Genomic DNA, 24,508 nt, shown 5'->3' on the forward strand with positions numbered 1-24,508 from the left:
GAACGGGCCCCGGCTCTAGGTTCGGCAGCCTCAAGGCACAGCAGCGGCAACATGCCGACCGCCGCCATCAGGAGGCATCATGCGCAGGACCATGTCCATAGTGGGCGTACTCATGATCGTGGTGGGCGTGGCGTTCGCCGTGCTGAGCCTGCTGACGTATGTGAACAAGGACGAGCGGCGGCTGGCCGAGCACTACCTCTATGACCTCCAGCTCTCGCCCGAGAGCGAGGCGCGGGCGAGGGAGCGCCTTCGGAGCGTCGAGGACCGCGAGCGTCTCAACATCACGGTGGCGATCGTCGGCACAGTCGCGGCCGTGGCGGGGGGCGCGATGGTCAGGACTGTCCGTCGGCGGCAGCCCACGGCGCCTTCTCCGTCGCGTTGAGGTCCTGCGAGACCGCGGCGGTTCGTTCCCGCAACCACCGCGTCAGCAGTTGGCCGGCCTCCCGGGTACGCGGATGGTTGGCGCCCTGGACCCGGATCATGTCGGCCAGCAGGGTGGTGAGCCGCTCCGCGGCGGTGGCGTGGTCACCGCGGCGGTGCAGGAGTTCGGCCTGCTGCTGCCGGGTCCGCAGGGTGCGCGGGTGGTCGGCGCCGAGGACCCGTTCCAAGGTCCGCCGGAGCCGCTCCAGGCGGCCCAGCGCGGCGGTGGTGTCTCCGGCGACGCCCTGCCAGAAGGCCAGGTTGACCTGGTAGGTCAGGGTGGTGGGGTGCTCGGCGCCCAGCGCGAGTTCGGCGTCGTCGGCCGCTGTGACGAACTGCTCGATCGCCAGATCGAGGTCGCCGGCCATTCCGTGCCAGTAGGCGAGGTTGTGCCGGGCGACGAGCGTCTCTGGGCGCAGCCGGCCGACGACGGAGGCCAAGCCGTCCACCGCCTGCTGATAGGTGGTCACAGCCAGCCGCACGTCACCCGTCTCCCCGATCCACCGGCTGAGGTCGGTGAGAACCTTCAACGTCGCCGGATGCCGGGGCCCGAGGTTCCGCTCCAGTTCCCGGGCGATCGAGGCGTACCCGTCGCGCGCGCCGCGGGCATCCCCGGAGAGTCCGCGGCACAGCGCGACGTATTCGTCGGCGGCGGTCACCAGCGGGTCACCGGCGCCGAGCGTCGCCCGCGCCTCAGCGGCCAGGGTGACGAAGTCGGCCAGCGCGGCGTCGATGAGGCCCGACTCCATCCGGAAGCGCGCCTCGTGCAGCCGGATGGACAGCGTGTCCGGGTCCGCGCAGCCGAGGCTGTCCTCCGCCTCGCGCCTGATCTCCGCCAGCGACCGCACGGCCTCCGTGGTGTCCCCGAGATCGCCCCCGGCCTGGGCCGCCTGCGAACGCAGCGTCAGAATGTCCCGGTGGCCATCACCCAGCCGCCACCGCGCCTGGTCGGCCAGGCCCTGGGCCATGTCCCGGGCCGCGGCAGGACGGCCCAGAGCGGTCAGATGCGGCCCGAACCGGCGGAGCAGGGGATGCAGGCCACCGCCGTGCCAGAGGTGACCCCCGGCATTCGCCAGCAGCACCTCGGCGCTGCGGTAAAGGGCGGTCTCCATCCCCGGTTCGCAGTCCGGCGCGGACCACACCTCCTCCAGCGCGTCGGCCGCGGCCGTGGCGAGCCGTTCACGGCGGTCGGCCGGTACACCGTCGCGGATCGCGCGCTGGACGAGGGCATGCACCTCGACGACCGCCGAGCCGGTAGGCCCATGGTGGGTGACCAGACTCAACCGGTGCAATGCCCGCAACGCCAGCAGGGCGCCCCGTTGCGGGACGGGGTCGCCGCCGAGCCAGGCGCGCCCCGCCGGACCGAGCAGTACCGCTTCGGGAATGCCGTCGGGCGCGAACATCGAGATCAGTTCGAGCATGGCACGGGCGGTCCCGGGTGGTGCCAGCGACTCCGCCCGCCCGAGGGCTAGTTGCAGGGTGCTCGTCACCGTGCCGCCGTGCTCGTCCGCGGGGGAGGAGGACGGGAGCAGACCGGCGACGCTCTCCCGCCGGTCTGCCAGAAGGCTCAAGTACGCGGGCAGGTTCATGCCGGTGTCGATGAGGAAGGCGGCCGCCTGGGAAAGGGCGAGTGGAAAATGGCCGAGGGCTGCCGCAAGGGTCGCCAGATCCTCGCGCCGGTGCGCCGGGGGCCCGTGGTGCCCGGCGGCCGGGCCCAGGTCGAGCAGCAGCCGGTCGGCCAGGTAAGCGATGGCCTCGTCGGCGGTGAACACGCCGACGGCAATCACCCGGACCCCCGGGCGCAGCAGCGTGGCGTCCCGCCGACGGGTGGTCAGGACGGTCCGGCCTGCGTCACCGGCCGGCCAGAGCCCGGCCACTTCGCCAGGGTCGTCGATGTCATCGAGGACCACGAGCCAGGAAGTGGCGGTTGATCTCAGCCAGGCCAGGAACAGGTCGGCCTGGGTCTCGTCGTCCCCGCCAGGGTCGGTGCCGGGCGCGGGGACTTCCCCCGCGATGCGCGCCCCGGACAGCGCCCGCCATGCGCGGGCGTAACTGCCCAGAACCGAGAGGCGGTCGCCCGCGGGCACCCAGAGCAGGACCTCGGCCCGCTGCTTGGCGCGGTGGAACGCCGCCGAGGCCAGCTGAGACTTGCCGACGCCGCCCGCGCCCGTGAGCAAGATCTGCCGGACGGATGCGTCTCGCATGCCCGCGTCGATGCTCTCGGCCAACCCGTCACGTCGCCGCAGTGCGGCGGCATCACTCGGCGGACGGCCGATCACGATCTGCGGCTGCGGCTGCCGGCCAGGGTCGGGGTCGGGGCTGCTCCGGTAATCCCGCGCGGCACGCCACAGCCGCTGCCAGTGCGCCACCGTGGGCTGATCGGCGGACGCGCCTCCAGCCGCCCTCTCGACGGCCTGTACCAACGCCATGACGGCTTCGAACCTGCGCGGTACCGACTGACCGCTGGCCCATTCGCCGAGCCTGCGGGCGTTGACGGCGACCCGGCGCCCTGACGGCAGCTCCACCGCGCTGGCCCGCCGGGCCAGGGTCTCGTCCGACACGTCTGGCAGCCGCCGACGCAGCCGGGTCAGCGCCGCCGCAAACCTGGCTCTGGGATCACCGGCTTCACGATCGTCCACCCGTGCCTCCCCCACCCGCCACGCTGGTCACCCGAGTCTATGCGACGGCACCGCCCCGGTCCGGCCTGCAAACGGGGACCGGTTCGCCGCCACAGCAGCCTCAGTTGACCTGCTCGGACACCCCCCCCCGCCGACTGCCTGGGACGTACTGTCCAGGACGGTCACCGGCGCCGCACGGCCCCTACTGTGGACCCGCTGCTGTGGGGCGTTGGAGCCGGGTACTGAGAAGAAGGGGCCTCCCCTTGGCCGTTGAACGCGCACATCCCGAAATGATCCGTGATGACGGACGGCCCATCAGTTGAACAGTTGACTTCGCTTTCACGCGCAACAGCCTCCGGCCCGTTGTGAGTGACAAAGGTAGGCTTGGTAGCCGCGCGGTCATCGTCAGCTGGTCGCGGGCCGGGTGCGTGAGATCGCGCCGTGCCAGTACGAAAAGCGTTCCAGCGGGTCTCCCTCCGCGTTCCATGGCCAAGGCGTCGCCATGCCTGCCGTGGCGCGCAGCACGACAACGGCCTCGTCCATAAGGGCGGCTTTGACCAACGCGTAGGCCAGCACGTTGAGATCCGCCAGTGCCGCCGCGTGGCCGAGGAATCCAGGGAGCGGCCAGTCACGCGCCGCTCGGCTCAGTGCCGCGGACGCATCAGGTCGTCTCCAGTAGTCCCGGGCGTTCAGCGCCGCCATGCCGCCGGCGGCAACGGCGCGTTGGTAGGCGTGGACGAACGCGGTGACTTCCAAACCGACCGTGGGAGCCCTGGCCGGCATCACGGAACGGATGCCGTCGAGGAGGTCCAGTACCTGCCCGGTGGAACCGCACTCGTCCGGTGACAGATAGCCCAAGGCCTGAAGATGCGCCTCCCGATTCCACGGATCGCGGGCCTTGATCTCCCGCCAGACCGGCCCCACCTCGCCGTAAGGTTCCTGCTCACATCTCATCGCGGCCAGGAGTACGGTCCAGGGGGTGGGGTCGGCAGGTATCAGCTCGGCCGCGCGCAAGCAGGCCTCCCGGACGCTGCTCAGGTCCACGTGCGTTCCCTGTGCCCGCGCGTGCGTCACCTCCGACCAGGCGTGCAGCAGGAGTGCTCCCGGGTCCTGCGGGGCCTGACGCAGCCAGATCTGTGGCAGTGCCCGCCCGGCTGCCTCGGCGAGCACTTGGAGGCGGTGCGCCTTACGGTCCCAGTCCTGCCCTGCGTCCTGGATCACCTTCTCCATCAGTGCGATGACCGTGGTATCGAGTTCGCCGCGGGCCCAGCTGATGTCAAGGCGCCGCCGGACCCGGCCGAGGACCACGTCGTCGAGTTCGGGGGCCAGGCGAGGAGAGTTGCCTTTGCGTCGTCTGAAGGCGGACATGCCATCACTTTCTTCCTGTGGTGGGCCCCGCATACCGACGCCGCAGCATCCGGTGCTCCACTGAACGCAAGCCGACGGCATCTACCAGCGGTTGACGACTTCGTCGTCGGCGTTTCGGCCGATACCGCTCCGCACCAGTGAGACCGCCACGACCAGCACGGCAACCAGCACCGACAGCAGCACCTGGATCCGTCCACCGCCCTCACTGTCGTCGGTGAGCATGTAGCCGAGCACGAACGTGATGACCGTGATGGTCGCCCACGTCAGGTACGGGAAGAGCCACATCCGGACCAGGAGTCCCTCCGGGTTTTCGCGGAGGATGATTCTCCGCATCCTCAGTTGCGAGAAGCAGATGACCAGCCACACGAAGAGCGCGATCGCGCCCGAGGAGTTCAGCAGGAACTGGAAGACCGTGTCCGGCCACAGGTAGTTGAAGGCGACGGCGACGAACCCGAAGGCGACGGAGGCCAGGATCGCGGCCCGCGGGACACCCCGCATGGTCGTGCGCGCGAAGGCCCTGGGCGCGTCGCCGCGCTGGCCGAGCGAGAACGCCATCCGGGAGGCGGTGTAGAGACCGGAGTTGAGACAGGAAAGGACAGCGGTGAGCACGACGGCGTTCATGACCTGGCTGGCGTGCGGGATGCCGATCGCGTCCAGGGCCGCGACGTACGAGCCCCTTTCCGTAATCGCCGGATCATTCCACGGCAACAGACAGACCACGACGAGGATCGAGCCCAGGTAGAAGAAGCCGACCCGCCGGATCACGCTGCTGATGGCCCTGGTGACCGCACGCTGCGGGTTCTCGGACTCACCGGCGGCGAGGGTGACGATCTCGCTGCCCATGAACGAGAAGACCACCAACAGCATGCCGGAGAGGATCGCGTCAGCGCCGTGTGGCAGAAAGCCGCCGTGCGCGGTGAGGTTGGCGAAGCCGTCCCCCGGGTTGTCCGAGCCGGGCAGTACACCGAAGACCGCCAGCCCGCCGATGACGACGAAACCCGCTATGGCGACGACCTTGATGCCCGCGAACCAGAACTCGAATTCGCCGAAGGAGCCGACCGATGCCAGGTTCGTGGCCGTGAGAACGACCATCACGACAAGTGCCCAGGCCCACTGCGGGAGGGCCGGTATCCATCCTTCGAGGATGACGGCACCCGCGGTCGCCTCGACAGCGAGCACCACGACCCAGAAGAACCAGTACAGCCAGCCGATCGAGAACCCGGCCCAGCGGCCGAGCGCCCGGTCGGCGTAGGCGGAGAAGGAACCGGACGTGGGGTTGGCCACGGACATCTCGCCGAGCATCCGCATCACGCAGACGACCAACGCACCGACCAAGGCGTACGACAGCAGAATGCCGGGTCCGGCCTTGGCGATGCCCGAGGCAGAGCCCACGAAGAGGCCGGCACCGATGATCCCGCCAATGGCGATCATGGACAGATGGCGGTTCTTGAGTCCGGCCTGCAGACCGTCCGAGCGATGAGTCTGCTCGCGGGTGCCGGGCGACAGGGCTCTCTTGCCGTGCGTCGTACTCATGAACATCCTTGGCTAAAGGGGTAGTTCGAAGATCCAGGGGGTTTCGTTCGTCCCACCTGGAACTTGGGGACAGGGCGATGGGCAGGATGCGGCTGTGCGTGTGCGTGTGCGCTTTGAGGATCGGACTGGCGGTTCCCGGACGCGCTACCGCAGGTCAGGGGTGGGCGCACACCTGCATGGTCTTGTCGAGGCGGGCGAGCTGCGGTTTCCGCAGTGCCAGTAGCGCCTGTAGCCGGCCTGGTATGAGAGGCGCCGGGAACCCCGTCGGGGTTCCCGGCGCTGTTGGTCAGGCGCTGTCGCCGACCGCGTCCTGCGGCGGGACTTCCGCGGAGCCGCCGAGGTAGGCGGCCTTCACCCGCGGATCGGCGGCCAGTTCCGCGGCCGGACCCTCCAGTGCGACCCGGCCGGTCTCCAGCACGTAGGCCCGGTCGGCGAGCCGTAGCGCCTGGCGGGCGTTCTGCTCGACGAGGAGGACCGCGGTGCCCTGGTCCCGGATCTGCCGCACGATCTTGAAGATGTTGCGGGTGAACAGCGGGGACAGGCCCAGCGAGGGTTCGTCCAGGGCGAGGAACCGCGGTGCGTTCATCAACGCCCTGCCGATGGCGAGCATCTGCTGCTCGCCGCCGGACAGTGTGCCCGCGAGCTGGTCGCGCCGCTCGGCGAGGCGCGGGAACAGCTCGTACACCTGCTGTCGTCGCTGAGTCAGCGCCGCGGTGTCCTTGCGGGACAGGTAGCCGCCCATCGTCAGGTTCGTGTCGACTTCGAGCGCGGCGAACACCCGGCGTCCTTCCGGCACATGGCCGAAGCCCATGCCCACGACGTCATGTGCCGGTGTACGGGTGATGTCCTGGCCGTCGAGCAGGACCTTGCCCGACTTCGCCCGGTGCAGCCCGGTGAGGGTGCGCAGCAGCGTGGTCTTGCCGGCGCCGTTCGCGCCGAGGATCGCCACGATCTCTCCCGGCTCCACCCGAAGGGAGACTCCGGACAGAGCGTCGATCGCGCCGTAGGAGGCATCCAGGTCCGTGACTTCGAGCAATGCCATCTCAGTGGCCCTTCGCGAGAGTCGGGGCGGTGGACTCGTCGGGGTCGATGCCGACGCCCTCGGCGTCACCATCGTCGTCCTCGTCCACCCCGAGGTAGGCCTCGATCACCCGGGGGTCCTGCTGCACCTCGGCCGGCAGTCCCTCGGTGAGCCGCGTACCGGTCTCGATGACGAGCACCCGTTCGCACAGTCCCATGACGAAGGCCATGTCGTGTTCGATGAGAACGACCGTGACGCCCCGGTCCCGGATACGGGCGACGAGCTCCATGAGGTCGGTCTTCTCGCTGGGGTTCATCCCAGCGGCGGGCTCGTCCAGGAGCAGCACCAGTGGATTGCTCGCCAGTGCGCGGGCGATGTCGAGGCGGCGCTGATCACCGTACGACAGCTCGCGCGCGAGCCGCTCGGCCTTGTCGGACAGGCCCACGAACTCCAGCCAGTACCGGGCCTCCCGACCGGCGCGCTGTTCCTCCTCACGCTGGGCGGGCAGCCGCAGCAGTGAGGTCAGTACGCCGCTCTTCAGCCGCGAGGTCATGCCGACGAGAACGTTCTCGACCACGCTCATGTCGCCGAAGAGCCGCGCACCCTGGAAGGTGCGGGCCATGCCCCGCTGTACGACCTCGTGGGGACGACGCCCGACCAGCGACTCACCGCCCAGGAGGACCTCCCCGGAGGTCGGCTCCACCACGCCCGTCACACAGTTGAACACGGTGGTCTTGCCCGCGCCGTTGGGTCCGATGACGCCGAGGACCTGGCCGCGTCCGACGGTGAAGGCCACGCCGTCGAGCGCCAGCAGCCCGCCGAACCGCATGGTCAGGCCGCGTACTTCGAGCAGGGGCTCCCCGGGGGCCACGGCGGTCTGCGGCAGCGGCGGTTCCTGCGCGGAGTCGGCGAGCCGCGCCCCGCGCCGGGTACGCGCGGGCCACAGACCCAGCGGCCGTACGAACATCAGGACGATGAGGAGCACGGCGAACAGGAAGATCCGCCACTCGTCACCGATGCCCCGCAGCACTTCCGGCATGCCCTGGACGACGAGCGCGCCCAGGAACACCCCGACCAGGCTGCCGCGTCCGCCGATGAGGACCACCAGCAGGATCAGCACGGAGGTGAGGAAGGTGAAGCTGGTCGGGTTGACGATGCCGATGTACGTGGCGAAGAAGGCCCCCGCCAGGCCGGCGATCACGCCGCCGACGACGTAGGCGAGCGCCTTGACCCGGATGGAGGGAACACCCACCGCCTCGGCGACCTTCTCGTCCTCACGGACGCTCTCCCAGGCCCGGCCGATCTTCGAACGGGTGAGGCTCGTGACACCCAGACCCACGACGACGGCGATCGCCAGCACGAGGTAGTACATGCTGCCCGTGTCGTCGAAGGAGTAGCCGAAGAGCACCGGGCGGAAGGGGATGATGACGCCCTCCGGCCCGCCCGTGAACTCCAGGTTCTGGGCGGTGACCCGGACGATCTCGCCGAAACCGAGAGTGACGACCGCCAGGTAGTCGCTGCGCAGCCGCAGCGTCGGGTAGCCGATGATGAAGCCGCCCATGGCGGCGACCAGCATCGCTATCGGCAGCGTGAGCCACCAGTTGACGTCGTAGTTGCCGACCAGGATGGCCGTGGTGTAGCCGCCGATGGCGAAGAACGCCGAGTAGCCGAGGTCGAGCAGGCCCGCGTAGCCGACCACGACGTTGATGCCGAAGCCGAGGACGACGTACAGCAGTACCTTGACGCCGACGTCGGTCCAGTAGTCACCCGCGAGGTTGGGGAAGGCGAGGAGGATCACGGCGAACACGGCCAGGGAGGGCAGCTTGAACCGTGGTGAGTCCAGAAGTCCACGCATCGTGGTCACACCCTTTCTGCCACGCGCTCGCCGAGCAGACCGCTCGGTCGCACGACGAGTACGGCGATGAGCGTGCCGAAGACGACCACGTCGGTCCACCGCCCGGACACATAGCCGGTGGCGTAGGACTCCAGCAGCCCGATGATGACGCCGCCCACCATGGCTCCGGGGATGTTGCCGATGCCGCCGATGACGGCGGCGGTGAAGGCGCGCAGGCCGAGCAGGAAGCCCATCAGGAAGTTGACCTGCGGGTAGTACAGGGCGTACATGGTGCCCGCCGTGCCGGCGAGCCCGGCGCCGATGAGGAACGTCAGCAGGATGGTGCGCTCGACGTTGATGCCCATCAGCCGTGCGGCGTCCTGGTCCATCGCCAGGGTGCGCATGGTGGTGCCGGTGACGGTGCGCTGCACGAAGAAGAACAGCGCGGCCATCAACACCACGCTGACGCCGAAGATGCCCACCTGCGCGTAGGTCAGCCGGACGCCGTCGGTCAGCTGGATCGCGTTCTCGGCGGAGAGGAAGCCGATGTGCGGGACGCTCTTGAAGCCGGTGCCCTGCGACAACGCGGTGCCGTACTCGACGGCGAGCGACAGTCCGAGGGCGGAGACCAGCAGCGACAGTTGCGGGGCCTTGAGCAGGGGCAGGTAGACGATACGGGCGGAAGCCACACCGAGTGCGCCGGTGACCGCCGTGGCCGCGACGAGCGCGACCACGACGAGGACACCGGCAGGCATGCCGCCGTCCGCAAGCAGGCTGAGCACTCCCAGTGCGAGGAAGCCGCCCACCATGAAGAAGTCGCCGTGGGCGAAGTTGATGAGCCGGATGATCCCGTACACCATCGTGTAGCCCAACGCGACCAGCGCGTAGAACGCCCCGACCGTCAGGCCGTTGAGCGTGTACTGGAGGAATTCGTTCATGTCGGTCTGTGCGCCGGCCCGGTCAGCCCGCGTCGACCCAGGCGCCCGAGGCGTCGAGGGTCTTTCCGGGGACGAACTTGGAGTCCTTCACGACGGCGGTCACATAGACCGCGTTCTTCCGGTCGCCGTTCGGCTCGAAGTTGATCGTGCCGGTGATGCCCTCGTAGTCCTTGGTGGCGTGCAGCGCGTCGGTGATCTTCTGCGAGTCGGCGGACTTCGCGCGCCCGATGGCGTCGGCGATCACCTTGATCGCGTCGTACTCGTAGGGCGCGAACGGCCCCGCGTCGGCGTTGTACTCCTTCTTGTACGCGGTGACGAACCCGGCGGCCGAGCTGATGAAGGAGGGGAGCGGGGCGGTGGTGGTGGCGAAGCCCTCGGAGGCCGAGCCGGCGGTCTTGATGACGGTCGCGTCCTGGGTCGCGTCGCCGCCGATGATCGGGACCTTGATGCCCAGCTCGCGTGCCTGCTTGAGCAGCAGGCCGGCATCGGCGAAGTAGCCGGTGAAGTAGATCGCCTGGGGATCGGTGCTCTTCACCTTGGTCAGGAAGGAGGTGAAGTCCTTGGCGCCGGGGGTGATGGCGTCGAAGAACACGTCCTTGCCGCCGAGCTTTCCGAGGCTGCTCCTGGCCGCCTCGGCGAGACCCTTCGCGTAGGCCGTGTTGTCGTGGATGATCGCGACGTTCTCCGCCTTGAGGGACTCCACCAGGTACTTCGCGGCGAACTCGCCCTGCTTGTCGTCACGGCCGATGGTGCGGAAGACGTGCTTGAGGCCGCGGTCAGTGATCTGCACGTTCGTCTGCGCGTCGGCGATGAACGGGACGTTGCGTCTGTCGGTGATCACGGTCTCGGCGATGGCGGCGCCCGAACAGTAGCCGCCCGCCACGGCCACCACGTTCTGCGACATCAGCTTCTGCATCGCGGCGGTGCCGGTCTGCGCGTCGCAGGCGTCGTCGACGACCACGAGCTCGACCTTCCGGCCGCCGAGCAGGCCGCCGTCCTTGTTGATCTCCTTGGCCGCGAGCTTGGCGGCGTTCACGATGTCCGTGCCCGCGGAGGCGGAGTCGCCGGACAGCGGCGCGACCACACCTATCTTGATCGCGCCGGTCCCGCTGTCGCCGCCTGCCGCACTGTTGCCACCACAGGCGGAGACCAACGCGACACTGGTCAGAGCGACGCCGGCGCCGAGAAATCTGTACCGGTTGTATATCACTGAAACTCCTGCTGGTTTGTGCGCGAGCCAATACCTATGGGTTGCGCGAAGGGCCGGATTCGGGGACACGAACCGTGGAAAAATTTCTAGATCTTTTGAACTGTTCCGCTTTTCGGAACCGCGACGACGTCGGCCGCTTGCAGAGTTCTCCACGCGACCGATTCCAGGGGGCCATCGGGCAGCCACATTTCAACAGATTTGTTTCCGTTGTGTGTCTTTTTCGATGAGCGGGTCGAGTGTTATGAGTCCGACACATTGGTGTTATCGCAGGTCAGGCACGGGTGCGCGCCTGCGTGACCTTGATGGAGGCAGGCGGGCTACGGATTCCGTGCCGGTTGTGATTCTTCGAGATCACCTGGGTCCAAGCCGGATTGCGGAGTCTCCCGGATGTCTCATGGGCAGCAACGCTAGAGACGAGCTTCGGAATTCGTACATGCTCCACCACGTACGACAACCATCCACCGATTGTCCGAAGTGGAGCTTGCGAACCGGGCGGAGTTCGTGCTTGGCGGAAGAGGCGGTCGCTGGGAAATGGCTGAGGTCTGTCAACTGTCAGGAAACCCAGGGCGGTTGGGGTTGTGACGTGTTGTGGAGAGTCGCTGTCGAAGGCGTTCGGCGCGGTGTTCCAGCGACCGGTCCAGCGAGCTTGGGGGCCCTGCCCCCGGATCTTGGACACCCGAGAGACTTTCCAGGCCTGGTCAAAGCCCCTCGCCCGTTGCCCTCGTACCCGCACGCGCCAGCACTCAAGGGAACCGTCCGCCGCGTCGAAGACGATGTCGCCACCGCGCCGTATCGGAGTGCGCGGGCCCATCGGAACTCCGCCTAATCTGCGGGAAATCCACGGAGAACACCGCACCGAGAAGGAGTACGCCCGTCATGAGCGAACTTGCCCAGGAGCGCCGACTCGTCACGTCCATTCCCGGCCCGAAGTCGCAGCAGCTGCTGGCCCGCAAGTCGGCGGCGGTCGCTAACGGCGTCGGCGTGACCCTGCCGGTGTTCGTCACGCGCGCCGGTGGCGGCGTGCTGGAGGACGTGGACGGCAACTCTCTGATCGACTTCGGGTCCGGCATCGCCACGACCTCGGTCGGCAACAGCGCGGCGGCGGTAGTGCGCCGCGCGTCCGCGCAACTGGCGGACTTCACCCACACCTGTTTCACGGTGACGCCGTACGAGGAGTACGTGGAGGTCGCCGAGGCCCTGGCCGAGCTGACCCCGGGTGACCACGCCAAGAAGTCGGCGCTGTTCAACTCCGGCGCCGAGGCGGTCGAGAACGCGGTGAAGATCGCCCGCGCGTACACCAAGCGGCAGGCGGTCGTCGTCTTCGACCACGGCTTCCACGGCCGTACGAATCTGACGATGGCGCTCACCGCCAAGAAGGTGCCGTACAAGGAGGGCTTCGGACCCTTCGCGCCGGAGGTCTACCGGGTCCCGCTGGCTTACCCCTACCGCTGGCTGACCGGCCCCGAGAACTGCGCGGAGGAGGCCGCGGCGCAGGCGATCGACCAGATCAGCAAGCAGGTCGGCGCGCACAATGTCGCGGCGATCGTGATCGAGCCGATCCAGGGCGAGGGCGGCTTCATCGAGCCGGCTAGGGGCTTCCTGCCGAAAATCGCGCAGTTCGCGAAGGAGAACGGCATCGTCTTCGTCGCGGACGAGATCCAGACCGGCTTCTGCCGCACGGGGCAGTGGTTCGCGTGCGAGGACGAGGACATCGTCCCGGACCTGATCACGATGGCCAAGGGCATCGCGGGCGGTCTGCCGCTCGGCGCCGTCACCGGCCGCGCCGAGATCATGGACGCCGCGCACGCGGGCGGCCTGGGCGGCACGTACGGCGGAAACCCGGTGACGTGCGCGGGTGCGCTCGGTACGTTCGAGACCATGAAGGAGCTGGACCTGCCTGCCAAGGCGCGGTGGATCGGCGAGATCATGCTGGGCCGGCTGCGCGCGATCCAGGAGAAGTACGAGATCGTCGGCGACGTCCGCGGCCGGGGCGCGATGATCGCCATCGAGCTGGTCGAGCCCGGCACCAAGCACCCCAACGCAGCCGCCACCGGTGCGCTGGCCAAGGCCTGCCACGCCGAGGGCCTGGTGGTCCTCACCGCCGGCGCGTACGGCAATGTGCTGCGCTTCCTGCCGCCACTGGTGATCGGCGAGGATCTGCTCAACGAGGGCCTCGACATCATCGAGGAAGCCTTCTCGCGACTGTGACCGGGAAGGTGATTCCAGGCCGGTCCAGCCCGTTCGGCCGTGTCGTGCGTCAGGGCGCGGATGGCTTGGGGGACCAGCAGATGACCCCGGACCTCCTGCTCGACGCCGCCGGGTGAGCGGGAGCGCAAGGGCTTCGGTCGGGCCGAGGTGGTGCAGGTCGTACTCAGTCACCCGCACCGTCTCGGGACGGGTGCGTTTGTGGTGGTCCTTGGCTCCGGCGATGTCCGACAGATGCGAACTATCGGGCAATTCATGGAATATGGAGGTTGTACGGGTGAAAGCAAGGTCAACTGTTCAGATTGATACGGATCGAGTCGTTGTCACGGAGTGGTGCTTCGCCCCGGGTGCCGAAACGGGCCATCACGTGCATGTACACGACTACGTGGTGGTTCCCTTGGTCACTGGCACGGTGCGTGTGGAGGATCCAGCGGGGGAACGCGATGTAGAGATGCACGCAGGCGTTTCCTACGCGCGGTCTGCCGGTGTCGCGCACAACCTCGTCAACGTGAACGGGTACGAATTCCGCTTTGTCGAAGTTGAGCTCAGGTAGAAGTGCGCCACACCAGGCCACGTAGGACGGATTCCGCCCCCGATCCCCAGGACGATTCCCATGACCTCACAACCCTCGTTGCCGACCCCGCCCGTCTCCGCCGCGACGGAGGACTGCGCCCGTGACGGCTTCCACCCAGACCTGGCCGACGGTCCGAGCGGCCCGCTGCCCGAGGCACGCAAGCGGGTGCACCACGTCCGCGCCGACGACCTGGACGGCGGCACGGCGCAAACCGGCGGCATGCGTCGCTTCGCCGCAATCAGTGGTGCCCGGGTCGGCTCGGAGCGGATGTGGATGGGGCAGACCACGGTTGCGCCCGCGACCGCCTCGGCCGACCACCACCACGGCGACTCCGAAACCGCCATCTACATCGTCAGCGGACACCCCGAGTTCGTCTTCCTCGCCGACCCCGCCGAATACGGAGCGGCGCCCGAGGAGGTGCGGTTGCGCACCGGGCCGGGCGACTACGTCTTCGTCCCGCCCTTCGTGCCGCACCGCGAGGAGAACCCCGACCCGTACGACGAGGCCGTCGTCGTGATCGCCCGCAGCACGCAGGAGGCCGTGGTCATCAACTTGCCGAGCCTCTATGTGCTCCGGTCCGGGCAGGGGTAGCGCCCCGTCCACCCGCGAGCAGGCAGTGGTCGACGCGGGCAGCAGCGGCCGCACCGCGCCGTCGCCGGTGCTGACGGCCGCCTGCACCCTGCGGCAGGCCGCGAGCACCATCAGCCTCGACATCGGCCGCGACACCACCGCCGACGAACTCGACCGCATCGCACGCGCCCTCGGGACCGCGGTGCACCGGCCGATCCGCGCCCCTTGGACCGAGGCCGTCCTCCTCCTGACCGCGCTCCTCCTCGCCACCGCCGCCGCGAAACCCGCACCAGACGTAGTTGAGCGACAGGGCAAACGCATCGGAGCTGCATAGTAAGGGCGACGGCCGCGTGCCAGGGCACAGCCAGCGAACAGGCACTGCCCGGCCGGAGGCGCAACGGCCCGGTGATCAAGTCCGCGCCCGCCCCGTGCGGGTAGCTGTCGGCCGAACTTGGCCAGCTTCTGCGGAGGCGCCCGCTCTGGTGGACAGCGGCCAGGCGGTCGACCCACTCCGGGGCGGTGGCGAACCCGACGCGCGGTGTCCGGCCCGGCAGGCCCGCACTGCGAGCCCAATGGCCAGGTGGGTCTTCCCGGTGCCCGGCGTCGGCAAGACCCACATCGCCCAGGACCTCGGCCACCTCGCCGTCCGCCAGGGTGCCCACGTCCGCTTCGCCAAGACCAGCCGCATCCTCGCCGACGGACCGAGTGACCGCTCGCGGCCGTTTCCTCTTGGGGCAGTTCCTGGCTCCCACCGGCCATCACCACGACCCGCATTCCCGCGTGCCGCTGACCCAGACGACCACGGCATCGAACGCGCCGGCCTACGTCCGCCAGCTGGAGCGGCAGACCCGTCGACAACACTGTCCTCGTTACCACCGGCCTCAGCGCGGCCTCAACTCATGGCACCACCGCAGCACGGCCCAACAGAGCCGAGCGCGAGCTCGCCCTCGGCGCCGGCCCGGCGCACCGCACGACGGCCGTCGTGGGCCCCGACCGCGATCAGCGGGCCGTTAGGGTGGCGTCGTGGCGAATGCAGCGGGCAAGTTCGGGCCTTACAACCAGCCAGGCCCGGCCCGGACGACGTCGGTCACCGGTGTGGGACACGCCCGCGCCCTGCCCGGCGGGGGTCAGAGCGGATCCGATCTCGTCCGGTCACGGATCGCACTGCGGGTACGCCTGCGATCCGTGCAGCCTGGAGACCGGCTGCCGGACGCCGGGGTCCTCGCCGAGGAGCTGGGAATCGGCGAGATCACCGTGCGCCGCGCGCTGGAGGGCATGTGTCAGGACGGCCTGCTCGACCGCCGGCGCGGACGGGCGGGCGGAACCTTCGTCGCGCAGGACTGGGACACCGTCGTAGCCCTGACCCACGACCCCGAGGAGGCGGCTTCGCTGGATGCCTTCCAGCTCCTGCTCGAATGCGGCCTCGTGGCGCACAGTTCGGGAGAGGTCCCGGCCGAACGGCTGGACGGGCTTCGGGCGCTGGTCGAGGAGATGGAACAGACAGACGACCCGGCACGCCTGGCCGAGCTGGAGACCCGATTCCATCTGGACCTCGCGGTGGCGCTCGGCGGCGCCGGAATCCGCGAGTTCGCCGCCGATCTGCTCGGCCGGCTGTGCCTGCTGCTGCCCGCACCGGAACCCGCGGTCGTACGGGCGCAGAACCGCTGCCACACCGAACTGCTCACCGAACTCGGGCGGGGTGCGACCGATCCGGCCGTGCAGGCGGTGAAGGCACACCACCGTTCCCGGCACAGCTGACGCCCGGTCCGTGCCGGCCCGGCCGTCGAGAACCCGCGCATCCATCACGCCGCCACACCGCACGAGGAGTTGCCGCCATGCCCAACCCCGGAGCCGGCCCGCTGTCCCCGCCGGGCCCCGTCGGCGGCGCGCCGCAGCGACTGCGCGGCGGCGTCCTCGGCATGGCGGACATCGCCGCCGCCACGATGGCCAACGTCGGCCCAGCCATGAGTTTCTTCTTCGGTTTCGCCTTCCTGGCCACCACCGCGGGCGTGGCGTCACCGCTGACCATCCTTGCCGCCGGCATCGCGGTGGCGCTCCTCGGCAACACGCTGGCGGAGTTCTCCCGCGCGCACCCCTCGGCGGGCAGCTTCATCACCTTCGTCGGCAAGACCTTCGGGCCGGTCAGCGCGGTGACCACGGCGCTGCTGGCGGCGCTGGGCTACATCATCGCGATGGCCGGCGTCATCTCGATCTCCGGCGGGTTCGTGCAGATCACCCTGCACCACTACACCGGCGTGGACCTGCCGTGGATCATCTGGACTCTGCTGCTCACCGGGCTGGCCGTGGCGCTGATGCTGCGCGGGGTGGTGGTCTCCACCAAGTGGGCCGGCTACTTCTTCGGCGCGGAGATGCTGGTGCTGGTCGTGGTCTCGGTCGCCGCGCTGGTGGAACACCGCGGCGAGCTGTGCTTCGACCCGTTCCTGCCCAGCCACATCAACGACGGCTTCAAGGGGCTGGCGACCGGCTTCCCACTGGCGGTGTACCTGTTCATCGGCTGGGAGAACTCGGCGGCCCTCGCCGAGGAGACGGAGAATCCTCGGCACAACGTCGGCCGCGCGGTGTTCTCCTCCGTCGCGATCATGACGGTGAGTTACATCCTCTTCGCCTACGCCACGGTGACCGGCTTCGGCTACGACGTGACCAGACTCGGCGCCTCCCGGATCCCGTTCATCGAGGTGGCCCACCACACCCTCGGCGTGCTGGCGTTCCTCGCCTACCTCGGCGGACTGACCTCGACCCTCGGTGTGCTGATCGCCGGCATCAACTCCCAGGCCCGCCTGGTGTTCAACGCCGGACGTGAGGGGCTGCTCCCCTCCTTCTTCGGCTATGTGCACCCCATCCGTCGCACACCGAACAAGGCGATCATCACCTTCACCGCCATCGCCCTGCTGATCATCGGCGGCTGGGCCCTGGGCCACCTGCTGGGGTCCGCCGGCGGCTCGATGAACCCGGTGGTCTTCTTCACCGAGTCCTCGACCCTCGGCGCCATCCTGATCCTGCTGGTCTACCTCGCGTCCAACATCGCCCTGCCGCTGTACTACCGCAGGTACCGGCCGCAGGAGTTCCGGGTGGTCCGGCACCTGGTACTGCCCGCGCTCGGCACGGTGGCCATCCTGGTCCCGCTTTACTACCTCGCCAAGCCAGGCCAGCCCGCGCCTTACAACTGGTTCCCCTACGTAGCGGTCGCCGCCCTGCTCGCCGCCGTCGGCTACGCGGCCCTCCTGGTCCGACGCGACCCGACCTTGGCCGAACGCGTCGGCTCCATCGTGGCCGACGCGGACTGAGCCCTCGCGACCGGCAAGAGCGCAGACTCGACGAGGACGGACTGATCGGCGCGGCAGCCCTGCTGCTTCTCTGGTCGCGCGGCTGGGTGGAGCCAGTCGTGGCACCACCAGAGCCCCGGCACATCATCGCCCAATGGGACAGTGACCTGAGTTCGATCAACGACAGGCCAACAGGCCGACAACGTGGGCCGGCCCCAGGAGATCAGGCTCGTACGTCTCGCTGCTGAACTTCCTTGAGCACTCCGGCCACCGTCGCGAAGTCGTTGTCGACGTGGAGGACGGTGTGCCCGTGGTGGACCGCGGTCGCACACACCAGCAGGTCGATCGCTCCTGCCGCACGGTGCTGGCCCCGCTGGGTCAGTTTGTACTGGGCGGTGTCGACCCAACGCCAGGCATTCTTCGGAACCGGAGAGAGCAGGCAGAGTGCGTCCAGCTCCTCTGCAAGCTCATCCCGGTGGGACGGACTCGTTGCCGAGTAGAGAAATTCGGCCCGTGTCGGCTCGCAGAAGTGGAACACCCCAGCGGCGATGTGCCCCTCCCAGGGCGACAATGCCCCAGGGGTGCGGAACAGATGCCACAGGGCGGAGGTGTCGAGCAGGTACGTGATCACTCGAAGGCCTCGCGTCGGGCACGCTTGCCCGCGTCATGCGCCGCCGCGGCCTGCTCGAACTCGCCACGCGCACCGCGCGCGGCCAGCTTCTCGGCAGCCTCGAGCCGCTTGATCCGGGCCACGTAGTCCCGCAGAGCCGCGTTGACCGTCTCCTTCTTCGTCGTGGCGCCCATCAGCCGCATGGCCTCGGCGAGTGCCTCGTCATCGAGATCAATCTGCGTGACGGACATCGAGCACCTCCAACATCCAGAATGTATGTCATCAAGGTACATCGCCAACATTGGAGCGCGCCACTGGCGCAGAGATTTGGGCGCGACGGAACCCGTCGTTTCTGTTAGGAGTTCGCAGGGCGTGCCTCTGCGCCGACTCCGCCGCCTGCCCGGTATTCGAGGCCGTGGCGCGGCTGGCGCCCCGTGCCCCCGCAGGCGGCGAATGGGAAATCGACGGCCCCAGGATCCCGCCGTGCGGGCACGGCAGCGCCGTCTTGGTCCCTGTCCGGTCCCTCGACCTTCGTTCCGAGCTCAAGTGCCGCCGCCACGGAAGCCGGTGACAACCTTGACCGCCCACTCCGCCGCAGGTCAAAGAGGCCGGAATCCTTCCGAGCGGAACGGCATGCGCGCGGTTCCAACAACACGCGCAGCGGATTTTCTCCGCTGAGCCGAAGTTGACGCTCCGACACCTCACGAGGAACGTTTCCGCAGGTCAGAGACCTGCGGAAGTGGGGCGGGTGGGACTCGAACCCACGGCCGACGGATTATGAGTCCTTTGGGGATCTTGGCGGTCCTTGTCGATCAGTGCCGATTCAAGGCGTTTTTGCAGGTCAGACGTGTGCACCTATGTCGGCCTTGAACGGTCCTTGTCGGTTGGTTCCTGTCCTTGCGGTCCCTCCGTGGTCCCTACCGCTCCTTGAAGGCCTGCCCGATAGGGAACCCCGGACGTCTCTCCAGCTCAGCCGACACGGTCGAACCTTGGCGCAGCGGATTCCCCTTCCAGCGCCCAGTGCGGCGCGCCGGACGACGAAGGGGCTCGGGCGGGCTCGGGGCCGGGCGGACGCCGCCTGGCCCCGTACCTCCACCGGGCTGCTACACGGCGAGCCAGACCGCCTGGTCCGGTGCCAGCAGGCGACTTCGACCGGGCCGGGTGGCAGCGCCTCGCTGTCGGCATGAGGCCCGGACGCCTGGTCCGGGCCTCATGCCGGCGATCGGTTCAGGCCCCATGTGCCTCATTCGCGGGGGTTGAGGCCATCGCCCGCTGGGGGTTACGCCTGTGCCCTGGTCAGACGCCAGAAGCCGCAGTTGCCATTCGACCGGTCCCAGTAGGCGCTGGTGCACACGTCGATCAAGGCTTCGGTCGGCATGGGCCCGCCTCCGTTGGTCTCCAGGAAGCCGCCGACGTCGTAGAGACTCCACAGCAGCACGATGTCGTTTTCCCGCACGGCCCGGTCCAGGGGGTTGGAGGTCTTGGCCAGGATCCGCCAGCTTGCGGTTCCCGCGCCCACCCGGTCGTTGCTGCTGTTGGTGGAGACGTCGTAGATCGCTGCCTGGGTCTGGGCGGCCGCAGCGCCGCCGCTGACGTCCAGGTAACTACCGGCGCCGAAGAGGTTGCGCAGGTGGATGGTGTCCCCGCTCAGGACCGCATCGCCGGGCTGCTTCCCGGACACGGAACTGATCTGCCACGTGCCGGAGCCGGCACTGCGGTTGCTCGTCGCGGCCGTTGCCACCTGGTACACGGAAGTGGGGCCCGCGCTGCTGCCCGTGTTGGCGTCGAGATACCCGCCCTGCCAGTTGTCGTAGCCGTTCTGGATGTGGACCTTGTCGCCGTACCGGAGCTCGCCTGCCATGAACTGTCCCCTCGATCGTGATGGTCCCTCCTGCTGGGGAGAGGGAGTGTGCAAGCGGGCTACGCCTTGTGGATCTTCCAGTCGGCGACGTCGCCACCGCGGTTGAAGTAGGCGTTGGTGCAGACGTCGAGCTTGCCGCCCTGCTTGGCTCCCGCGGCGTTCTGGTTGGTCTCCAGGAAGCCGCCGTTGTCGTCGTAGGTGTTCCACAGATGGACCACGTCCCCCACCCGGACGTTCTGGTCGAAAGGCGTGGAGGTCTGCGCGAAGATCCGCCAGCGGCCGCTGCCAGGGGTGCGGTCCTTGGACTGCGCCGTGGCCACGGCGTACTTGCCGCCGCCGCCCTTCTGCGCGGTGCTGGCGTGGTCAGCGGTGTCGAGATAGCCGCCGTCGCCGGCGTAGAGGTTGCGCAGGTGGACCAGGTCCCCGCTCAGGACAGACTGGCCTACTGCCTTGCCCGAGGCGGAGACGATCTCCCATGTGCCGGTGCCGGTGCCGCGGGTGGGCGAGTCGGCGGTGGCGACGTAGTGCTTCAGACCTGCTGAGGTGTGGTGGTTGAGGGTGTCGAGGTAGCCGCCCTGCCGGCCGTTGTACCCGTTCTGCAAGTGGATCTGATCGCCGTACTTGAGCTCGTTCGCCATCTGGGATTCCCCTTGTTCGCCGACGTCTGTCTCGGACCCGGACGGTCCTTGCAAGAAGCCTCAGCGGCCTGCTGCGGCACGCGGCCCCTGCTTTCCGTCCAGGCCGGGAGGTCGAGATCCCGCGCCGAAGCTCGATGACGAGCACCATCCCCCGACCCCCCTCCGTATTCCTGCCGCCCTGTCCGGCTTGGCCGCCCGAAAGGCGTGGCCTAGAACCCGGGGCTCACCCAGTGCGCCATGACTCCCGTACGTCCGTCGCCGTTGCTGATGACGGAGACGGGGTTCGTCCCGATGCGGTAGGCGTGGAGCGTGATGACGTCGTTGACGTCGAACTTCTCCAGGATCGTCTGCCCGGCGGTGGTCTGCATGATCGTGTGCCCACCGGTGATTGCTTCGGTGCCGGGGATGAGCTGGCCGTTCTTGAACAGTGCAGTGCGGACGAGTTCACTCGCCGCTGCGGTCCCGCCGGTGTACGAGCGGGCGTGGTAGGAGATCTCCCACACCCCGGGGTGGGGGATCTTGAGTTCCGGGACCTCGGAGATCCGCTTATCGACGCGGTCGCCGTCAGTGAGTTTGTTCTCGAAGTCGACCGGGCTGGTCTGGAGCCACGTCGAGCCCTGCCGGTAATTCGCTGGAGTCGTCATGCCATTCAATTCCTTTGCCGCGCCGGGATACACACTGAGTGGGCCGGGTGTTCTTGACGCCGGCACCGGCCCTATGAGAGCGGCGGCACACTCGGTGGCGGTAGGCGGCCCAGGGTCCTGTAGGCCAATTCGGCCTTACGGGTTTATCCGACCATTCGGTCCTTCGGCCAAGGGGTCTCCCCCACGCAGAAACCCTTCTCCATACAGACGTTCACCACATCATGGCGCTCCACAACGGCCGGAATACGGCCCTGCTGCCGCCTTTCCCGTCACCCGCAGGGGTGAACGACGCCGCGCCCGTACTGACGCCAGCCCTGCCGTCAGAGGCGAGGCCTGGTGGCCCTTTCCTCAGCTCATACGTGCCGCGAGCTGGGCAACCGCGGCGCACGGCTGCGGTTTCCTCGTCTCCTTTGGGGCCCCGACCGATACCGCTCGGCAAGTACGAAGCCGGCGCGGGATATCAGCCCGCGCAGTCAGGCAGAAGCCGAACCTGTCTCTACTGCCAGCTCACCAGGTGAAGGCCACGCCGGTCGGAGCTCCCATCACTGTCATGGCACCGAAGGCAGCAGGTAATCCCTCCCTCCGGTCGGTCATGGGTGTCAACCAAGTGACCGGCTGCTTCTCTTGTGGGTTACCGATTTTCCGGCCTTGATTAACTCGCGCGAGCGTGCATGGGCCCCTGCGCCATGGCATAGGAGAGCCGCAAACATCAATTTCAAGATGATTTTCTTGGCTTATCACTCTGGGTGCCTGTTTTGGTGTTCTCGTTGCGGACCAAGTACCCGAGCACAACGTCGAACTGAAAGGCACGTGCATGGCTGATTGGAAGAAGATCTCCGGTGGGCTCTCGACGATCTCCGTCGGATCCAGGACGCACGTATGGGGGGTGAACAGCAGCGGTCAGATCTACCGGTACACCGGCCATGACGCGAACCCGTGGGTCGGTATCCCCGGCAGCGCGGTCGACATCGGCGTCGCCGCCGACGGCACGGTGTGGCACGTCAACTCCGCAGGTGGCATCTATCGCTACACCGGCGACCAGGGTTCCGTGAACTGGGTCAACGTCTCGGGTGGCCTGACCCGAATCTCGGTCGGGTCCAGGACCAACGTCTGGGGCGTGAACGGCTCCAACCAGATCTACCGGTACACCGGCCACGACGCGAACCCGTGGGTCGGTATCCCCGGCAGCGCGGTCGACATCGGCGTCGCCGCCGACGGCACCGTGTACCGCGTCGACTCCACGGGCGCCATCTTCCGCTACACCGGGGACCAGGGCTCTACCGACTGGGTCAACGTCTCAGGTGGCCTGACCCGGATCTCGGCCGGGTCCAGGACCAACGTCTGGGGCGTGAACGGCTCCAACCAGATCTACCGGTACACCGGCCACGACGCGAACCCGTGGGTCGGTATCCCCGGCAGCGCGGTCGACATCGGAGCGGCCGCCGACGGCACCGTGTACTGCGTCGACTCCGCGGGCGCGATCTACCGCTACACCGGCGACCAGCCCTGACGCCATCCGTCACACAGCACGACGGGGGCTCTGGCCATTATGGCCGAGCCCCTTTCGTCCTCCTGCCACTCGACCGCGCGGCCTGCGGCACCGCCTCATGGACCACGCTCTCCACGGCCTCCTCACCGGCCTCGCCACGACGGCCGTACTGCTGCTACGTCGCTTCAACCAGGGCGTCGGCCACCTATCTGGCGCGTCGGCGCCTGCCGAGGCGTGACGTTCAGCATCACCGGTATCCGACCTCGTGCACACTCTCCTGCAAGCAGCTACAAACCCTTCAACCCCGCAATACCCTCGGCGAGTTCGGGCGCGAGGCGCTGCGCCTGAGCTGTGTCCTTGCCATCGGCCGCCGCGCGGAGCTTCCGCAGGTCCGCGTCCACGGACACCGCGTCAGGGGCCTCGTGCCGCACCCGCTCCCACACGAGCTCCAGGCCCGTGACGTCGCCCGCCACGGCGCCCTCGTTCCCAGCCTTCGCGTCGATCGTCAACTGGCGGGTCCAGAGGGCGAGTCGGTCCCGGTCGACCGTCGCCACGGGCTCGTAGCGAAGCCGCAGGTCCGTCACGTTCTGTGCGGTCCGCAGGGCGGGACCCACCGCCTGCGCACCGTCCTCGGCCTTCTCCAGGGCGACCAGGTCACGCTCCACCTGCCTCTCCAGCAGGCCCGGTACGGCGTCGGAGGCACGGTACGCGTCCCAGGCGGCGCGGACCTCGCGGACGGTGGTGGCCCCGGGCGACTCGTGGGCGGCAACGGCCGCACGGTCCAGGGCGGTCAGTCGGGCCGGCAGCGGGCCGCGCTTCGCGTCGGTGGGCACCGCGAGCGACACCGCCTCCAAGTCGGCGCCCTTCGTACCGGTCGAGAACTCCCCGTACCCCGGCGCGAACACCTTCTCCTCGGTCGAGCCGTCCATGTGCAGCTCGCGGACGGTCATCGCGCCTTTGATCTTGCCGTACGGTCCGTCGACCGTGTGGTCCACGGCCTGGACGGTGACCTCCTCGAAGACGATCTCCGGAAGGTTTTCGGGGCGGTAGACGTCACCCTTCTCCGGGTCCGCCGGCATGATCATCGCGGCCGGTGCGTTGTCGCGGCCCGCCTGCCAGGTGCCCTCGGTGTCGGCGACGACTCCGTTGTCGTAGTTGAAGACGTCCTCGCCGAGATACCAGACGGAACCGTCGTCGGCCTGTGCGTACCAGTCGAGGGCGACCTCGTGGATCCGGCCGTCGGAGAAGGCGGCGTACTGGCTGATGCGGACCTCGACCGGCTTGCCGTCCACCTCGATGGTCTTCGTGCCGGGCAGTAGGCTGACCTCGGTACGGAAGGGTTTGCCGTCCACCTGTCCGCCCATGATGGTCTGCGTGACCTCGCTGGAGGGGTGGAGCGGGTTGGTGATCCGGGTCGGGTGGGTGAAGCGCGGCTCGGTGAGGTCGACCCGGTCCTTCGCGGGCGCCGTGGACAGGCAGGAGGAGCCGGTCCTGCCCGTGTTCGCGTCGAGGACGTGAACGCAGGCGCTCGGCTCGGTCTGGCCGGCCGTCCCGCCCCCGTCCGCGGAACACGCGCCGGCCAGCAGCGCGGCGGCGGTCACGGAGGCTCCGGTCAGCAGGATTCGGCGGTGGGTGTTCATGGTGCTCTCCTTTGGGCGTGTGGCCTGCCCCGAGGGTCCCGCGCCCCCACT

The 24,508-nt window shown here is 68.6% G+C and carries 20 protein-coding genes; 7 read left to right on the top strand and 13 right to left on the bottom strand.

Annotated elements, in window-relative coordinates; translation table 11 throughout:
• The first annotated feature begins 79 nt into the window (after positions 1-79).
• Positions 80-382, top strand: a complete 303-nt coding sequence (locus OG272_RS15315; protein ID WP_327729830.1) for a hypothetical protein — start codon at positions 80-82, stop codon at positions 380-382.
• Here OG272_RS15315 and OG272_RS15320 read toward each other — a convergent pair.
• The 7 genes from OG272_RS15320 to OG272_RS15350 all read right to left on the bottom strand — a co-directional run bounded on the left by OG272_RS15320 (position 333) and on the right by OG272_RS15350 (position 10,942).
• Positions 333-3,059, bottom strand: coding sequence for a tetratricopeptide repeat protein (locus OG272_RS15320; RefSeq protein ID WP_327729829.1), 2,727 nt, complete (start codon positions 3,057-3,059; stop codon positions 333-335). The genes OG272_RS15315 and OG272_RS15320 overlap by 50 nt on opposite strands.
• 384 nt (positions 3,060-3,443) lie before the next feature.
• Positions 3,444-4,406: a hypothetical protein gene (locus OG272_RS15325; protein ID WP_327729828.1), complete on the bottom strand. Its 963-nt coding sequence runs from the start codon at positions 4,404-4,406 to the stop codon at positions 3,444-3,446.
• A gap of 81 nt (positions 4,407-4,487) precedes the next feature.
• Positions 4,488-5,939 (bottom strand): amino acid permease, encoded by a 1,452-nt coding sequence (locus tag OG272_RS15330; protein ID WP_327729827.1) that lies wholly within the window; start codon positions 5,937-5,939, stop codon positions 4,488-4,490.
• A 286-nt stretch (positions 5,940-6,225) separates the two neighbouring features.
• Complete coding sequence (locus tag OG272_RS15335; protein ID WP_327729826.1) at positions 6,226-6,981, bottom strand: ABC transporter ATP-binding protein; 756 nt, start codon at positions 6,979-6,981, stop codon at positions 6,226-6,228.
• A gap of 1 nt (position 6,982) precedes the next feature.
• Complete coding sequence (locus tag OG272_RS15340) at positions 6,983-8,815, bottom strand: branched-chain amino acid ABC transporter ATP-binding protein/permease (protein ID WP_327729825.1); 1,833 nt, start codon at positions 8,813-8,815, stop codon at positions 6,983-6,985.
• Positions 8,816-8,820: 5 nt separating this feature from the next.
• On the bottom strand, positions 8,821-9,732 hold the full coding sequence (locus tag OG272_RS15345) for a branched-chain amino acid ABC transporter permease (RefSeq protein ID WP_327729824.1): 912 nt from the start codon (positions 9,730-9,732) through the stop codon (positions 8,821-8,823).
• Positions 9,733-9,754: 22 nt separating this feature from the next.
• A complete protein-coding gene (locus OG272_RS15350; protein WP_328222999.1) occupies positions 9,755-10,942 on the bottom strand; it encodes a branched-chain amino acid ABC transporter substrate-binding protein in 1,188 nt (395 codons plus the stop codon).
• Between the two features lie 876 nt (positions 10,943-11,818).
• Between OG272_RS15350 and gabT the strand changes: the two genes are divergently transcribed.
• The 5 genes from gabT (at position 11,819) to OG272_RS15375 (ending at position 17,596) form a co-directional block, all read left to right on the top strand.
• Entirely contained in the window at positions 11,819-13,150 is a 1,332-nt protein-coding gene (gene gabT / locus OG272_RS15355; protein ID WP_327729822.1) for a 4-aminobutyrate--2-oxoglutarate transaminase, read from the top strand.
• A 610-nt stretch (positions 13,151-13,760) separates the two neighbouring features.
• Positions 13,761-14,312, top strand: coding sequence for a cupin domain-containing protein (locus OG272_RS15360; RefSeq protein WP_327729821.1), 552 nt, complete (start codon positions 13,761-13,763; stop codon positions 14,310-14,312).
• Between the two features lie 25 nt (positions 14,313-14,337).
• The gene (locus OG272_RS15365) at positions 14,338-14,625 is read left to right on the top strand and encodes a hypothetical protein (protein ID WP_328223000.1); all 288 of its coding nucleotides are present in this window, start codon (positions 14,338-14,340) and stop codon (positions 14,623-14,625) included.
• 689 nt (positions 14,626-15,314) lie between these two features.
• Positions 15,315-16,049 (top strand): FCD domain-containing protein, encoded by a 735-nt coding sequence (locus OG272_RS15370; protein ID WP_327729820.1) that lies wholly within the window; start codon positions 15,315-15,317, stop codon positions 16,047-16,049.
• 77 nt (positions 16,050-16,126) lie between these two features.
• Positions 16,127-17,596, top strand: coding sequence for an APC family permease (locus OG272_RS15375; RefSeq protein ID WP_327729819.1), 1,470 nt, complete (start codon positions 16,127-16,129; stop codon positions 17,594-17,596).
• A 202-nt stretch (positions 17,597-17,798) separates the two neighbouring features.
• Here the strand turns inward: OG272_RS15375 and OG272_RS15380 are convergent, their stop codons facing one another.
• From OG272_RS15380 to OG272_RS15400, 5 genes are all read right to left on the bottom strand, one after another.
• On the bottom strand, positions 17,799-18,206 hold the full coding sequence (locus OG272_RS15380) for a PIN domain nuclease (RefSeq protein ID WP_327729818.1): 408 nt from the start codon (positions 18,204-18,206) through the stop codon (positions 17,799-17,801).
• Positions 18,203-18,436 (bottom strand): type II toxin-antitoxin system VapB family antitoxin, encoded by a 234-nt coding sequence (locus OG272_RS15385; protein WP_327729817.1) that lies wholly within the window; start codon positions 18,434-18,436, stop codon positions 18,203-18,205. Before OG272_RS15385 ends, OG272_RS15380 begins: the two co-directional genes overlap by 4 nt.
• A gap of 1,028 nt (positions 18,437-19,464) precedes the next feature.
• Entirely contained in the window at positions 19,465-20,046 is a 582-nt protein-coding gene (locus OG272_RS15390; RefSeq protein ID WP_327729816.1) for a hypothetical protein, read from the bottom strand.
• Positions 20,047-20,105: 59 nt separating this feature from the next.
• Positions 20,106-20,684 carry a hypothetical protein gene (locus OG272_RS15395; RefSeq protein WP_327729815.1) on the bottom strand — a complete coding sequence of 193 codons (579 nt, stop codon included), beginning with the start codon at positions 20,682-20,684 and terminating at the stop codon, positions 20,106-20,108.
• A 209-nt stretch (positions 20,685-20,893) separates the two neighbouring features.
• Complete coding sequence (locus OG272_RS15400) at positions 20,894-21,328, bottom strand: hypothetical protein (protein ID WP_327729814.1); 435 nt, start codon at positions 21,326-21,328, stop codon at positions 20,894-20,896.
• Positions 21,329-22,142: 814 nt separating this feature from the next.
• Between OG272_RS15400 and OG272_RS15405 the strand changes: the two genes are divergently transcribed.
• Entirely contained in the window at positions 22,143-22,838 is a 696-nt protein-coding gene (locus tag OG272_RS15405; RefSeq protein ID WP_327729813.1) for a tectonin domain-containing protein, read from the top strand.
• Between the two features lie 266 nt (positions 22,839-23,104).
• Here OG272_RS15405 and OG272_RS15410 read toward each other — a convergent pair whose 3' ends face one another.
• A complete protein-coding gene (locus tag OG272_RS15410; protein WP_328223001.1) occupies positions 23,105-24,457 on the bottom strand; it encodes a hypothetical protein in 1,353 nt (450 codons plus the stop codon).
• Positions 24,458-24,508 lie beyond the last annotated feature (51 nt).

This window comes from Streptomyces sp. NBC_00104 (assembly GCF_045160825.1).
GTDB lineage: Bacteria > Actinomycetota > Actinomycetes > Streptomycetales > Streptomycetaceae > Streptomyces.